The following is a 13,825-nucleotide window of genomic DNA, read 5'->3' on the forward strand; positions in this document are numbered from 1 at the left end:
AGCCCATCGAACGTCGTGGGTCATGACTTGCGGGTGTGAGTGCATTCCGCGGGGTAACAGCCGAATCCTGTGAGAGGGAACGAATGAGCAAGTTCAGCAAGCTTGGGCTGCGCCGCGCCGCGGGCGCGGTCGCGATCGCCTCGGCCGCGGTCGTGGGCCTGGCCGGCATGGGCGTCGGCGAAGCGGCAGGTGCGCCGCTGCCGAACGGTTACAAGAACGCCACCGGCATCGACGGCGAGTCCATCCAGACGTGGCGGACCGGTGAGAACTCGTACCCGATCCCGACCGTGGCGAACAACCCCGCGTCGCGTGGCTTCGTGATCTCGGGTACCTACACCGCCAAGGCATCCGCCGGCGTCGGTGGCAACCTGGCCGTGAAGTACATCGTCGGCTGCCAGGTCGACGTCAGCGGCATCACGCTGGACCTGAGCGGCGCCATCAGCCTCTCCGCGACCACGCTGTCCGGTGAGCTCGGCCTGCCGCTCGCACCGGGACAGGTCGCCGTCGTCGACATCACCGACAAGGACTTCTCCGACTCGGGCGTCGCCGCCATTCAGCTGTCGCAGCTGTCGTTCAACCTCAACCAGTGCGGTGGCTACGCCTCGGCCCGCTCGGCCGTCAAGACCATCGGCGCCAAGGGTTACAGCACCGACGACGGTTCGCTGAGCGGTGAGGGCACCCTCATCCAGTCCACCCTGTACGGCAAGCCCTTCACCATCGGTTGATCCGGGCGCAGATAACAAGCTCTACCTGACTTATCTGCCCTGAGCAGATCGATATTCCACGAAGGGGAATCATGAAGAAGAACATCACGCGTCGCGTGGTTGCGGCGGCCGGTCTCGCCGGTGCCGTCGCGATGGGTCTCACCAGCCTCGGTGCCGGTGGCGCCGCTGCCGGCCCGCTGCCGGGTGGCACCATCACCAAGACCCTGGTCGACGGCACCCCCGTCACCGTCCAGCTGTTCGACGAGTTCGTCAACGTCCAGCGCCCGATCAGCAATGTCCCCACCACCCGTGAGGTGTGGCTGTCGGGCAAGGTCCGCGTGACCGTCGGCGGCAAGGCCGAGGGCGGCTCGATCAAGGTCGGTTACGACGTCGGCTGCCAGGTCAACTTCGGCGGACCCGACGTCAGCGTTCCCGGCGTTACCGGCGGGATCGAATATGCACCGGGCGATGTGACTGCGGGGGCCGGCCTCGACGGCGACTCGGTCGGCGCTGGTGTCTCGCTCGGCCCGGGCGAGGTCAAGCGTCAGTGGCTCATTAACGAGACCTCCGGCTCGGACACCTCCTACAAGGACTACGAGCTGAACGCCTACTCCTTCAAGGGACAGAAGGGTGGCGTGGCCTACAGCCAGCAGCAGTTCAAGGTCGAGAGCTGCGCCGGTTACGCCGCTGCTCGCGCCTTCGTCCAGGTGACGGTCAGCACCGACGCCGTCAAGGGTGTTGTGGTGCTCAACGGAAAGCACTTCAGCCTCGGCTGATCGACTTCCATCACGCCGCGGGGCGGGAATCCGAATGGATTCCCGCCCCGCGGTCGTTGTTGTGGGGTCGGTTCGGTGTCGCTGTGAGTCTGCTGTATTAGGCTGCCTGACAGTGAAACTCATCAGTTCTCGGTCGTAGTCTCGGTGCCGGCGGATATTGTCCCGCCGGTGAGGAGCCATCGACATGTCCACCGCCACCGAACTGCGACCGGTTGACGATCCGAGCGCGGGAGGCGTGGGGCCACGGGTCCCGACGTCGGAGTCCCGTCCGGCGACTCTCACCGTGCCGGCGACCATCCGCCGTTTCGCGCCCCTGGTCGTCGGACTGCGACGGCGTCTCGCGGTGGCTGTCATCTGCCACCTCGTGCAGGTCGGCACCACGGTGGTCACCGTCGCGCTGTTCGCGCACATCGTCGACGACGTGCTGGTGACCGGCGATCTGAGCGCGCTGTCCACCCCGATGATGATCTGGGTGGGTGTCTCCCTTCTCGGCGCCGTGTCGTCGTATGCGGGCGGGATCCTGACCGCGGGCGTCACCGAGACGGTACTGCTGCGTCTCCGCGGTCAGCTGTACGCGCACATCCAGCGACTCGCGCCGCACACGCGGGACCGGTTCGGTGACGGAGACCTGGTGTCGCGCACCACCTCCGACGTCGAGGCGGTCGACAGTCTCGTGTCGTCGGGTGTGGTCTCCGGCGTCGTCGCCACCGTGAGCCTCCTCGTCTACGGTGCCGCCGCCTTCGCGACCAACTGGCAGTTGGCCCTCGTCGCCGCCGTTCTCGCGCCGCTGCTCTGGGCGACGGCCCGCCGATTCGGCGCCGTGGTCAAACGTGCGTCGCGTCGCGAGCGGCAGGCTGCCGGCCGGATCAGTTCACTGGTCGCCGAGGGGATCGGCAACATGGTGGCGTTGCAGGCCGACAATCAGACCTCGCACCACCGAGCCCGGGTCCTGGAGCAGAACCGCCGATGGCGGGCGGCCCGGATGGCGGAGTCCCGCGCCGGGGCGGCGTTCGCCGAGGCGGTCACGGTCGTCGAAGTGCTCTGCATGATCGTCGTCATCGCGTTCGGGGCGTGGCTCATCGCCGGCGGTGATGCGCAACTGGGCACGCTCATCGCCCTGACCGGATATCTCGGGTACCTCTACCCGCAGATCCAGGCACTCGGCGGTCTGCTCGTCGAGGTCACGTCCGCGACCGCGAGCGCCGAACGGGTGGCCGAGGTCCTCGACGCATCGGCTGGTGTCGCCGAACCGATTGCGTCCGAGTCGATTTCGTCCGAACCGGTGGCCTTCGACCCGATTCCGGCCCGTCGTCCGGTCGCGCCCGCCTCGGTTCGTCTGTCGTTGGCCGGGGTGTCCTTCGCATACCCGGACCACGGGTCCCGAGTCCTCGAGGACGCCCACCTGGAGATCCGTGCGGGCGAGACAGTGGCGGTCACGGGTCCCAGTGGTGCCGGCAAGAGCACCCTGACCCGTCTGCTGCTGCGTCTGTACGACCCCGTCGCGGGGTCGATCCGGCTGAACGGCACCGACATTCGCCACCTCGACGTGAGCGACCTGAGAGAGCATCTGTCGGTGCTGCATCAACGGCCGGCGTTGATGCGTGGCACGATCGCGGACAACATCCGTTTCGGCTGCACCGCGGCGACCAGAGCGGACATCGCAGCTGCCGCGCGGGCCGCAGGTGCCGCCGAATTCATCTCGCGGATGAACGGCGGCCTCGACGCCGAGGTCGTCGAACGTGGGGAGAACCTGTCCGGTGGTCAGCAGCAGCGAATTGCACTGGCGCGCACGATCCTTCGAAACCGCCCGGTACTCGTCCTCGACGAACCGACCACGGGTCTCGACGACGAGACCGTCAGCGGGATCCTCGAACCACTCGCCAGGGTCGCGTCACTGCGGACCACTATCCTCATCACCCATGATCCGCGTGTGCTCGAGCTCGCCGACCGGACAGTCGAGTTGCGCGACGGACGGTTCGCCGATGCGGCTCCGGTGGCGCCGCGGTCAGGCGAGGGCGCGCTCGTAGAACGACCACGAACGGTGCAGCTGGTCCTGCCAGTACAGCCATGAATGGGTTCCCGCCGGCGGGAGGTCCACCGTCGCCGGGATGTTCAACCGCCCGAGACGATTCAGGAGCTGGACGGTGCAGCCCAGGGTGGCGCCCTCGATGACTCCGCCCACGACGATCTGGTCGGCCAGGGTGTCCAAATCCTTCACGTAGCGAGGATTGTCGTACTGCCCGGGCAGACCGCCGGCGTTGGAGATGTACAGCTTCTGGCCACGCAGCTTGGCGGCGTTGACCACGGGATCGTGGGCGCGCCAGCCGGAGCCGCCGTACGGACCCCACATGTTGGTGGCGTCGCCGTCCCCGCGGATCTCCACGACGAGTCGGATGTACTCCTGACCGAACGGGTCGGACGTCGTCGGACATCCGCTGTAGGAGCCGACGGCCTGATAGAGATCGGGATGTTCGATGGCGAGATTCAGCACCGACGTCGCCGACGAGGAGATCCCGCCGATGGCGTTGCGCCCGGAGGTGTTGTAGGTGGCATCGACGACCGCGGGGAGTTCCTTGCCCAGGAAGGTCGACCACTTGTGCACGCCGAGAACCGGATCGGGCTTCTGCCAGTCGGTGTAGTAGCTGTACTGGCCGGCGTTCGGGATGACCACGTACAGGTTCTTGTTGCGCGTGAACTCGACGATGTCGGTCTTCTCCAGCCAGTTGGCGCGATCCTCGCCGCCGCCGGCGCCGTTGAGGAGGTAGAGCACCCCGCGCGGCTTGGTCTCGTCGGCCGGCTTGATCACGGTCAGCGGTACATCACGGTTCATGGCGTCGGAATGCACGACGATGTCGGTCACGCGCCCGGGCGATCCGGCGTCGACGAGTCGTGGTGTGGCGCTCGCCCCGCCGGTCATCGGAGCGACGAGGGAGACACTGAGGGCGACCGCCGCTGCCATCCCGAGTTTGCGCAAACCTCTGTACACGTTTCCTCCTGATCGGGAGACGACGGGCCGGTGGTCCGACTCGCGCTGGCTCCTGCCTTCTGTCACGGGTCCGACCTCGCGTCCGGACCGCTGGGACTGCTGCCGCTCACACTGTCGTCGTCGCCGGCCGTGGCGTCCACCGGCGCCAGTCCGCACCGTCGGGCGTAGATCCCGCCCGCGGCGAGCAACTCCTGGTGGGTCCCTGCCTCGGCAATCACCCTATCGTCGAGGACGACGATCTCGTCGGCCAACGCCGCGGTCGCCATGCGGTGGGTGATGAGCAGGGTGGTGGTCCCCGCACGCAGACGGTGCAGGGCACGTTGAACGAGCAACTCGGTGCGGGGGTCGGCGGCGCTGGTCGCCTCGTCGAGAATGAGGATCTTGGGCGACGCGGCAATCGCGCGCGCGACGGTGACCAGCTGTTTCTCGCCGGCGCTGAGATTCTCGGATTCCTGGCCGATCACGGTGTCGATGCCCTCGGGTAGTGCGGCGACGATCTGCGCGACGTGGCTGTCCGTGAGAGCCGCATCGACCGCATGGCCGTCCTCGATGCCGAAGGCGATGTTCTCGCGGACTGTCCCGGTGAACAGCCACGGTTCCTGGGTGACGACGGCCATGTTCGCCCGTACCCGGTGCGGTCCGAGTTCGACGAGATCGACGCCGTCGATGGTGATCGAGCCCCGACTGGGTGCGTAGAACGCCTGCAGGAGATTGGTCAGCGTGGTCTTGCCCGACCCGGTGGTCCCCACCACGGCGGTGGTCGTGCCGGGCGCCATCCGGAAGCTCACCGAGTCGAGAACGGGGTTGTCCTCCTCGTAGGCGAAGCCCACGTCGTCGAAGACGATCTCGGGTGGGAGCTGGTGCCGGCCGGACGAGACGGGCACCGGCGAGCCGGTGTCGGCGCCGGCGTCCTCGGGTGCTTCGAGCACCTCGCGGACCTTGCTCGCCGACACGGTGCCGGACTGCACCTTGGCGACGAACCCGGCGAGTTCGCGAACCGCGCTCGTCAGCTGCTGTGCGAACACCACCACAACCTGAGCCGCCCCGAGACTGAGGTGTCCGTCGACCACCATGATCCCGCCGAGGACCGCCAGGATCAGGAACACCAGGGCGTTGACCGCGGTGAGGACCGAGGGCAGGGAACCGCCGATCCACTGGGCAGAGCGGACCGACGAGAAGAGTTTGTCGTTGAGGTCGTCGAAGCGGCGCGCGGCGGTCGGTTCGGCGTTGTACGCCTGCAACATCCGGCGCGCGCTGAGTTCCTCTTCGATGTGCCCCGTGAGGGCGGCCGTGGTCGTCCAGCGGGACTCGAGGTGCGGTCGTGCCCGGCGGGCGAGCAGGACCGCGGCCAGCGCCGACACGGGTGCTGCGACCAGGGCGACACAAGCCAGCACCGGGGAGATGACGAACAGGACGGCGGTGACGACGACAAGCGTCAAGGCATTCGTCGGAACGGTCACCAGCACCGGTGCGATCACCGTCGCGGCGTTGTCGGTGTGGGCTGTCAGCTTGCTCACCAACACACCACGTGTGGTGTTCTCGAAGTAGCGCAACGGAAGACGGTGGATCTTGTCCTCGATGCGTGCGCGCAATCCGGCCACCGACCGCTGCACGGCGACGGTCAGCAACTGGCCCTGGGCGAGGCTGCAGACCGCGGCCGCCACGAACACCCCGACCTGGATCGCCAGGAGCGTCCAGAGCAGTCCCCAGTTCATCGTCGCGTCGCCGACCGTGCCGTCGACGATCACGTTGGTGACCGCACCGAACAGGATCGGCGCGACGACGCCGCCGACCGCGGCGAGGATCGCGAAGAGGGAGATGGCAAACCCGCGTCCTCTGCTCAGGTCGAGTTGCCGGACGATCCAGCGCAGCGATCCATCGTGCCGTCGAGCCGTCGGCTGGGTCGCCGGCTTCTGGGTCTTTCTCGGCCCGGCCGCCGGCGCCTGCGACCTCTGGTCAAGCATTGGTCACCGCCTGCGCGTAGGCGATCTCCCGATAGATGTCACTGTGTGCCCGCAACTCCGAATCGGTTCCGAGGCCGACGATCCGTCCCGCGTCGAGCACCGCGATGACGTCCGCGTGCTGGACCGACGACACACGCTGCGCGGCGATCAGGACCGTCGCATCCGGATCGGTCCGGCGCAATCGTTCGATAATCTGGGCCTCGGTGTCGACGTCGAGAGCGCTGAACGGGTCGTCGAGCACGTACAGCGAGGGCCGGCGGAGCACGGCACGCGCGAGTGCGAGCCGTTGGCGCTGACCACCGGAGAAGTTGCGTCCCTCCTGCGCCACCGTGGCGTCGAGAGCGCCGGGGCGAGCCGAGACGAAGTCGGCCGCGGCGGCGACGTCCAGGGCGTCCCACAGCTCGTCGTCGGTGGCGGTCGATCGGGCGATCCGGAGGTTGTCGGCGACCGTCCCGGTGATGAGCTCGGCACCCTGACCCACGAAGGCACTGCGTGCGCGAACCCAGGCGGGCGCTAGAGCGGTCACGTCGGCGGCATCCCATCGGAGCACGCCCGACGTGGGGTCGGCGAACCGCAGGGGTAGGGACAGCAGCGTCGACTTGCCGCTTCCGGTTCCGCCGAGGACGCCGGTCACCGTACCGGGTGCGCAGAACAGGGAGACCTGGTCGACGGTCGGGGACTCGGCGCCCGGATAGGCGACCGACACCGCGTCGAAGACGATCGTGGGCGGTGCGGGCGCCCGGCCGTCACCGGGGTCGCCGGGGTCGAGCGGCTCGGTGTCGAGTACCGCGGTGATTCGTCCGGCGCTGGTCACCGCACGCGGGATGACCCCGGCGATCATGGTCAGCAGCGACACCGCCAGCAGGATCTGGGCGAGATAGCCGACCGTCGCGGTGATCTGGCCGATCTGCATCTCCCCGCGGTCGACGAAGATCGCACCCAGTGCGGTCACCGCGACCACGGCGAGGTTCGAGACCACGGTGACCAACGGCAGCATCAGGACCTGCAGACGGCCGAGGCGCAGGGCCACGTGGGTGAGCTCGTCGTTCTCCACCGCGAACCGGGCGCGCTCCCGGTCCTCTCGCCGAAAGGTGCGGATGATCGCGATCCCACGCAGCTGCTCGCGCAGCACCCGGTTGACGACGTCGAGACGACGCTGCAACTGCGCAGCCCACGGCACTAGACGCCGGACGAGGACGGCGACCAGGACGACCAGCACCGCCCCGGCGACCACCAGCACGGGCGCCATCCGCCAGCCCTGCGCCAGCGACAACACCAGCGCGCCGAACAGCATCAACGGCGCGGTCACTACGACGGTCAGGCTGATGAAGAGGAATCCCTGGATCTGGCCCACATCTCCGGTGGAGCGCGTCAGCAGGCTCGACAGTCCGATGGAGTGGACCTGCGGATCGCTGAAGGCGCTGATCCGACCGTGTACGCGCGTGCGGAGGTCGCGCGCCGCGGTCGCCGAGATATGGGAGGCCAGGAAGGTGGCACCGATCGACACCACCAGGTTGAGCACGGCCACCACGACCATGAGCACGCCGACGCGCTTGATGGTCGCCACGTCACCGCGCAGGATCCCGTCGTCGATGATCGCGGCGTTGAGAGCGGGCTGGGCGAGCGTGGTGAACACCGACGCGAGCTGGAAGACGACGAAACCGGCGCAGGCCCAGCGGGTTGCCCGGAGTGCGTCGAACAGGAGCGCGAGCAACGCGCGTACCTCATCCTTGCTCAGCGAGCGGGTGACGGGCATCAGGTGAGGCTACTCCCGGTGGTGGAAACGGCGTCCAAACCCGGCGCGGAAGCCATCGTTGCAGGCGACCGATGGCGCGGCGGCGAGGTGTTCCGAATACTACAAGGCGGCCCGATCTACGCGCGGTTGGCATCGAAAATCGCCTTGATGCAGCGATTGTGCCGGGAACGCAAACCCGCCCCTCCGCGAAAGTCGGAGGGGCGGGTTTGTATTCGCGTGACTAGGTGGTCGGTTGTTCCGAGCCGGATTCGAGCGACCCGGTGATGGTCTCGACGATCGCGGCGGTGATTGCGTCGGTGATTGCGCCCTGGATTGCGTCAGCCATGGGATCTCCTGATTCGGTGAGACTGCGAGAGGTGGAACGTCGAACGCAGGGCGTCGACGATCACGACGCAGACAGTACGACATGAGCCGATGTCCTCGAGGTGAAACAAGTGGAAAACCGTTGAACTTCGTCCGAACGATTGAAGCCTTGGTCGGTGCGGGTTGGCACGTGCGCGAGACAGCAAACCGCCCCCGGCTTCAGCCGGGGGCGGATGGTGAGAGCGGAGACTAGTCAGTCTCGGTGCTGTCCGACGCGCTGTCGAGCTGGCGGAAGAGTTCGCTGAGGTTGATTTCGATTCCGGTAGCCATTGGGTTTCTCCGTGTCTCTTGGCCGGCGTGATGATGAGTCCGCCGGAATGCGTGCGCTGAGCGATCGGCGTCGTCTATTTCGGGGGAGCGGTAGGCTCTTCTCCCTCGAGTGAGCCGGACAGCAACGCCTTGATTGCGTCCTCGATGCTACCTTCGACGATTTCACCCATGGGTGCCCTCCTCGGGTCGTTGATAAGGTTGAACTGGAAATCAACTGGACTGAATGTGACTGATTGGCCGCGAGTGCGCAACTTGTTCAGTTTCACCTTCACACCGTTGAAACTCTGGTAGTCAGCTACTAGCCGGAGGTCGTGGTGGGCGGTGGCTCATCCGAGCCACCGTCAGAAGCGGTGACCAATTCCTCGATGTACAGGCGGATCCAAGAAATGTTGACGATTCCTTCAGCCACGATTTGTCTCCTAACTGGTCGTCGACGAACTCGTCGATTGCATGGTCGTTCCGCCCGAGGACGGCAACGCGGCTGACGATACCGCAAGGAGTGGTAGCTGTCCTTCTGCAGCGAAGTTGAATTCTCGGTGAACACATCGACCCATCGACCACTGACTCTCGATCAGAGCGAGCACGAACATTCCGGTCCCTACGCGGTGGCTCGCATTGGGAAGTCTGTAGTGTGCTGGGATGTGCTGATGACGCGACGTGTGGAGGCAGGTGGCACGACGACCCGACAGCTTGTCGAATCGGACCGGGAGACAGCCCTCGATCTGCTTCAACAAGGCCTGCGCGAGGTCCCGGTCTACCGCTGGCTCATCGGCGCTGACGCGGCCGCCGAGGCGTACCGCTGGTACGGCGAAATCCTGTTCATCGAGTACCTACCTGGTCTGCGGGGTGTATTCGACGAGAACGGAGAGCTGATCGCTCTGATCGCGGTCTCGGCCCCCACCGACGAGGCCGGGCGAATTGACGATGACCTCAAGGAGCGGACCAAGCAGATCGTGCAGGAGCTAGACGGCTTCATCCACCGCTTCACAGAGTTGCAGCGGAAGTCGGAGGAAGCGCAGGTCGCGGAGAATCCGATCAAGGTGATCTTCGCGCTCGTCCACCCCGATCATCGGCGAGGCGGGACCCTCGCCGGGCTGGTCGACCCGGTCATCGAGCGTGGCCAGCGCGAAGGCCTGCCGGTCACGTGCAGCACGAGTGACGAACGACTGTCGGCCCTCTACGCCCGCCGGTGGGACGCGCAGGTACGGGCTCAGTTCACCCTGACCGACGGGCCGACCGTCTGGGTGCAGCGCGTCGATCCGCCGGCGTGAACTGGCACTGCTCCTGAGGTGCCCTCCCCATGCTCCCTGAGGTGCGAGCGAAGCGCCCTTCCCCATGCTCCCTGAGGTGTGAGCGAAGCGCCCTCCCCAGCTCCCTGAGGTGCGAGCGAAGCGAGCCACGAAGGGCTGACGAGGTAAGTCGCCTAACCCTTCGTGGCTCGTCGCTTGCGCTCCTCGCACCTCAGGGAGCAGAGGGCAGTGGCCTGCGCTCCTCGCACCTCAGGGAGCAGGAATTGTGCAGACTTTCGGATTGGGAGCGGGGTTACTCAGCTACCGAAGAACCACGGGAACGTCCTGGGGCGGGCCTGCGCACGCGGTTGGGTGCGCTGCTGCGGACGCGCCGGACGCCGGTTCTGGGTCTGCGACTGACGGTTCGGTGCGGGCTTGTTCGGCATTCGTTCATCCTGTTCTCGTTCGGTCGCACCGGTCTTTCAGGTCCGGTGCGGTCGCACGTTCCGGCGACGAATCCCAAAGTAGGGGGCCGACCTTCGGGTTCGGATGGCTCCCGCTGTCAGCTTCCTGGGAGACGGGGCCCGCGTGTCAGCGCGAGTGACGCCCCGGCGCGTCCGGGCCCTCACCCGGGAAGTCGCCCGGGTATTGCTCACCGGGATAACCGCTTCCGGGGCCAGGAGGCGGGTAGTTGCCCGGGCCGGGGTAGTTCCCGGGCGGCGGGTAGCTACCGGGTGCCGGCTGCGGCGTCGGATACGGCTGACCCGACGGGCTTCCCGGCGGCGGGCCCTGCGGAGGACGATTCTGCGGGACGGACTGGGACGGAACGTTCTGCGGCGGAATCGATTGCGGGGGAGTGGGGTGCGACGGCGGGCCCTGCGGTGCCGGCGGAGTCGAGATACGTTGCGTCGTACCGGCTCCGGCGGGTGCTTCGTACGGGGCGAAGGAGCCCGACGGCGGACCGTAGGAGTCGCCGGCCGAACCGGACGGATCGGAGAGATGCGCCGGCAGATCACTCTCGGCCTCTGCCTTGGCCTTCGAGGTGCCGTCGGGGTCCAGCAGGTCGCGGATCTCGGACAGCAGGGCGATCTCGGTGACCTCCGCCTTCTTGCCGAAACCGCCCAGCTCGGCCAGCTTGTTGTACGGCAGGATGATGATGAAGTACACCACCGCGGCGATGATCAGGAAGTTGATCACCGCGGTGATGACACTGCCGAGGTCGACGAATGTCGATGGGTTGTCGGTGATCTGGAAGCCGAGTCCCTGCGCCGCGTCGGAGCCGACGGGGATCGAGTTGATGATCGGCTGGACGATGCCATCCGTGAACGCGGTGACGATCGCGGTGAACGCAGCGCCGACGATGACCGCTGTCGCCAACTCGACGACATTGCCCTTGAGTATGAAGTCCCTGAATCCCTTGAGCACGGTGTGCGGCCTCTTTTCGGTGATGTCCTGCTCTTGTCCGGCGATTCTGTGCACGATCGGAGCAAATCCGACATGCAGCTTGGCGAGCTCGTACTACCCTATCCACGATCGCGAACGAACCAATCCATTTGACTTGATTTCCCCGGCTGTGTCGTGATGCCGTGACCCGCCCGTTCGTCAGTGCAGGACCACCGCGAGCGCCGTATCGAGCCCCGCCGCCGCGACCCGATGAGCGGATGCGGCGTCCATCGCGAGCAGCACCGGGGTGGCCGCGGTCCCGCCGGGAGCGATACCACCCGACTGTGATTCGGCAGCGTGAAGTGCGACGACGGCGCGGCGGGCCAGCACTTCCGCCTCTTCGGTCAACACGTCGACAACGTCGCCGGGTCGCAGCAGCGCGGTCACGGCCTCGTCCGACAGTCGTATCGGTACGAGCCGGGCATCGTCGTCCCCGGTCAGGTCGGCGGGTAGACGTGACGACAGCAGGCGGGCATCGGTGAGGATTTCTCCTCCGCGGACACGCCCGGTCACGGTTCGCCCGAGTGCGGGTGCCGCCTCGGTGAGGACACCGTCGGGAACCGTGGCTTCCGCGACGCTCCGCGGCGCCAGATCGTCTATCTCGACCACCTGTCCCGGCAGCAGGTCATGCGCGGCAACCATGACCTCGACGTCGCCGTCGGCGCGTGTTCCGGCAACCCCCACCACCACGGCCGCGACGACCAGTCCTGTCGCGGCGACACGTCGGATCAGGACGCTGCGCGTCCACCCCGGTCGCAGCGCCGAACTCACCCGGTCACGAATTCGAGGCCCGAGTGAGGCTTTCGACGGAAGCTTCGACGGGGGAGACATGTGACGAAGGCTAGGTCCGTCTGCCCGGGTGATCGGCCCGTGGAACTCGTCTGTGGACAACATCAATCGGGCCGTCGACCGGTGTGGACAGCGGTCCGGCCGTGGGCCCGGAATGGCCCGCGGCATTGCGGTGGGGGAGAATCGATGTTCTGTGCCGGGAAGTCTGGTCGGCCGCTCGTCGCGCGGGCGGCTTCCGGCGCACCGCGTGCGATCGAGCAGAGGAGAGCCTATGGCCGATGAGCAACCGACAGCAGACAGCGCACGCAAGGCCGATCGCATCCGGCGCTGGGCGGCGCTAGACACGACCAGTGGGGCGCTGCTTCTGGTGGCCGCCGCTGTTGCAGTGTTCTGGGCGAACTCGCCGTGGCGGGAGGCCTACGATTCTCTGCTCCATGTCGAGGTGGGGCCTGAGGCGCTGCACCTACATCTGTCGCTGGCGCACTGGGCGTCCGACGGGCTGTTGGCGATCTTCTTCTTCGTCGTCGGAGTCGAACTGAAACACGAGTTCGTGGCCGGGAGCCTCCGGGATCTCAAACTCGCCGGTGTTCCCATTGCGGCCGCGGTGGGTGGCATGGTCACGCCCGCGCTCTGTTACGTCGTCGTGGTGGCGATCGGCGACCCGGACGGGCTGCACGGCTGGGCGATCCCCACCGCCACCGACATCGCCTTCGCTCTCGCAGTTCTCGCGATCTTCGGCCGCGGTCTCCCGCTCGCCCTGCGGACGTTCCTGCTGACGCTCGCAGTGGTCGACGACCTGCTCGGGATCATCGTCATCGCGACCTTCTACACCGAGAAGATCGACTTCGTCATGCTGGCGGCCGCCCTTGCCGCGGTGGCGCTCTTCGCCGTGCTGGTGCGGCAGGCGTGGCGGTGGTGGCCGGTCCTCATCCCGGTCGCCGTCGTCGCGTGGGGTCTGATGCACGCGTCCGGGGTGCACGCGACCGTTGCGGGCGTACTCCTCGGGTTCGTGGTGCCGGCCGTTGCGATCCGTGGTGAGGAGGAGCCGCGCACCGAGCGACTCGACGACGCGGTCCGCCCGTACTCCTCGGCGCTCGCCCTGCCGGTGTTCGCCTTCGCGGCCGCGGGCGTCACCGTCGTGGGTGGTGATGGTTCGATCGTCCAACCGGTGTCGATCGGAATCGTCGTCGGTCTCGTCGTCGGCAAGGTCGTGGGTGTGATGGGTTCGACGTGGCTGATGACCCGGTTCACGCCGTTGCGCCTACCAGACGCGATCGGCATCCGCGATCTGCTGCCCGTCGGATTCCTCACCGGAGTCGGTTTCACCGTCGCGTTGCTGATCGCCGAGTTGAGCTTCGAGGGCGGCTCCGACGACCACGCCGCCGCGGCCAAGGCGGCCATCCTCGTCGGATCTGTCGTCTCGGCAGTGCTCGCCGCGTTCCTGCTGCGGTGGGACGCTCGACAGGCCCGCGATCCGGACATGAACCGCGACAACATCCCCGACATCGACAAGGACGTCATCGGGGGATGAACCCGCGAGCCTCG

General features: G+C 67.1%; 11 protein-coding genes. 5 read left to right on the forward strand and 6 right to left on the reverse strand.

The genetic code is table 11. From position 1 onward, the window contains the following. Positions 1–83: 83 nt before the first annotated feature. The 3 genes from LEL84_RS21870 to LEL84_RS21880 all read left to right on the forward strand — a co-directional run bounded on the left by LEL84_RS21870 (position 84) and on the right by LEL84_RS21880 (position 3,551). On the forward strand, positions 84–725 hold the full coding sequence (locus tag LEL84_RS21870) for an MspA family porin (RefSeq protein WP_226512764.1): 642 nt from the start codon (positions 84–86) through the stop codon (positions 723–725). Positions 726–796: 71 nt separating this feature from the next. Next, positions 797–1,480 (forward strand): MspA family porin, encoded by a 684-nt coding sequence (locus LEL84_RS21875; RefSeq protein WP_226512765.1) that lies wholly within the window; start codon positions 797–799, stop codon positions 1,478–1,480. A 184-nt stretch (positions 1,481–1,664) separates the two neighbouring features. After that, a complete protein-coding gene (locus LEL84_RS21880) occupies positions 1,665–3,551 on the forward strand; it encodes an ABC transporter ATP-binding protein (protein ID WP_226512766.1) in 1,887 nt (628 codons plus the stop codon). Here the strand turns inward: LEL84_RS21880 and LEL84_RS21885 are convergent. The 3 genes from LEL84_RS21885 to LEL84_RS21895 form a co-directional block, all read right to left on the reverse strand. Further along, positions 3,486–4,439, reverse strand: a complete 954-nt coding sequence (locus LEL84_RS21885) for an alpha/beta hydrolase (RefSeq protein ID WP_413466993.1) — start codon at positions 4,437–4,439, stop codon at positions 3,486–3,488. The two genes, LEL84_RS21880 and LEL84_RS21885, sit on opposite strands and share 66 nt — an antisense overlap. Before the next feature lie 89 nt (positions 4,440–4,528). Then, a complete protein-coding gene (locus tag LEL84_RS21890) occupies positions 4,529–6,430 on the reverse strand; it encodes an ABC transporter ATP-binding protein (protein ID WP_226512768.1) in 1,902 nt (633 codons plus the stop codon). Continuing rightward, the gene (locus LEL84_RS21895; protein WP_226512769.1) at positions 6,423–8,186 is read right to left on the reverse strand and encodes an ABC transporter ATP-binding protein; all 1,764 of its coding nucleotides are present in this window, start codon (positions 8,184–8,186) and stop codon (positions 6,423–6,425) included. The genes LEL84_RS21890 and LEL84_RS21895 overlap by 8 nt, the downstream gene beginning before the upstream one ends. Positions 8,187–9,466: 1,280 nt before the next feature. On the opposite strand from LEL84_RS21895, the gene LEL84_RS21900 reads away from it, so the two are divergent. Then, a complete protein-coding gene (locus LEL84_RS21900) occupies positions 9,467–10,090 on the forward strand; it encodes a hypothetical protein (RefSeq protein WP_226512770.1) in 624 nt (207 codons plus the stop codon). Positions 10,091–10,365: 275 nt separating this feature from the next. On the opposite strand, the gene LEL84_RS24785 is transcribed toward LEL84_RS21900, so the two are convergent. The 3 genes from LEL84_RS24785 to LEL84_RS21910 all read right to left on the reverse strand — a co-directional run bounded on the left by LEL84_RS24785 (position 10,366) and on the right by LEL84_RS21910 (position 12,322). Beyond that, the gene (locus tag LEL84_RS24785) at positions 10,366–10,494 is read right to left on the reverse strand and encodes a hypothetical protein (protein WP_259937705.1); all 129 of its coding nucleotides are present in this window, start codon (positions 10,492–10,494) and stop codon (positions 10,366–10,368) included. A 145-nt stretch (positions 10,495–10,639) separates the two neighbouring features. Beyond that, complete coding sequence (gene mscL, locus LEL84_RS21905; protein WP_226514386.1) at positions 10,640–11,473, reverse strand: large conductance mechanosensitive channel protein MscL; 834 nt, start codon at positions 11,471–11,473, stop codon at positions 10,640–10,642. Between the two features lie 177 nt (positions 11,474–11,650). Further along, positions 11,651–12,322, reverse strand: coding sequence for an SAF domain-containing protein (locus LEL84_RS21910; protein ID WP_159370357.1), 672 nt, complete (start codon positions 12,320–12,322; stop codon positions 11,651–11,653). Between the two features lie 229 nt (positions 12,323–12,551). Here LEL84_RS21910 and nhaA point away from each other — a divergent pair, with 229 nt between their 5' ends. Then, the gene (nhaA, locus tag LEL84_RS21915; protein ID WP_159370358.1) at positions 12,552–13,811 is read left to right on the forward strand and encodes a Na+/H+ antiporter NhaA; all 1,260 of its coding nucleotides are present in this window, start codon (positions 12,552–12,554) and stop codon (positions 13,809–13,811) included. Positions 13,812–13,825: the final 14 nt, after the last annotated feature.

This window comes from Gordonia sp. WA4-43 (assembly GCF_020520305.1).
Taxonomy (GTDB): domain Bacteria; phylum Actinomycetota; class Actinomycetes; order Mycobacteriales; family Mycobacteriaceae; genus Gordonia; species Gordonia hongkongensis.

Coding starts and splice junctions, on each gene's coding strand:
- LEL84_RS21885 (WP_413466993.1), bottom strand. CDS start 4,439: ATGGCAGCGGCGGTCGCCCTCAGTGTCTCCCTCGTCGCTCCGATGACC.
- LEL84_RS21900 (WP_226512770.1), top strand. CDS start 9,467: ATGACGCGACGTGTGGAGGCAGGTGGCACGACGACCCGACAGCTTGTC.
- LEL84_RS21880 (WP_226512766.1), top strand. CDS start 1,665: ATGTCCACCGCCACCGAACTGCGACCGGTTGACGATCCGAGCGCGGGA.
- LEL84_RS21875 (WP_226512765.1), top strand. CDS start 797: ATGAAGAAGAACATCACGCGTCGCGTGGTTGCGGCGGCCGGTCTCGCC.
- LEL84_RS21870 (WP_226512764.1), top strand. CDS start 84: ATGAGCAAGTTCAGCAAGCTTGGGCTGCGCCGCGCCGCGGGCGCGGTC.
- LEL84_RS21910 (WP_159370357.1), bottom strand. CDS start 12,322: ATGTCTCCCCCGTCGAAGCTTCCGTCGAAAGCCTCACTCGGGCCTCGA.
- LEL84_RS24785 (WP_259937705.1), bottom strand. CDS start 10,494: ATGCCGAACAAGCCCGCACCGAACCGTCAGTCGCAGACCCAGAACCGG.
- LEL84_RS21890 (WP_226512768.1), bottom strand. CDS start 6,430: ATGCTTGACCAGAGGTCGCAGGCGCCGGCGGCCGGGCCGAGAAAGACC.
- nhaA (WP_159370358.1), top strand. CDS start 12,552: ATGGCCGATGAGCAACCGACAGCAGACAGCGCACGCAAGGCCGATCGC.
- LEL84_RS21895 (WP_226512769.1), bottom strand. CDS start 8,186: ATGCCCGTCACCCGCTCGCTGAGCAAGGATGAGGTACGCGCGTTGCTC.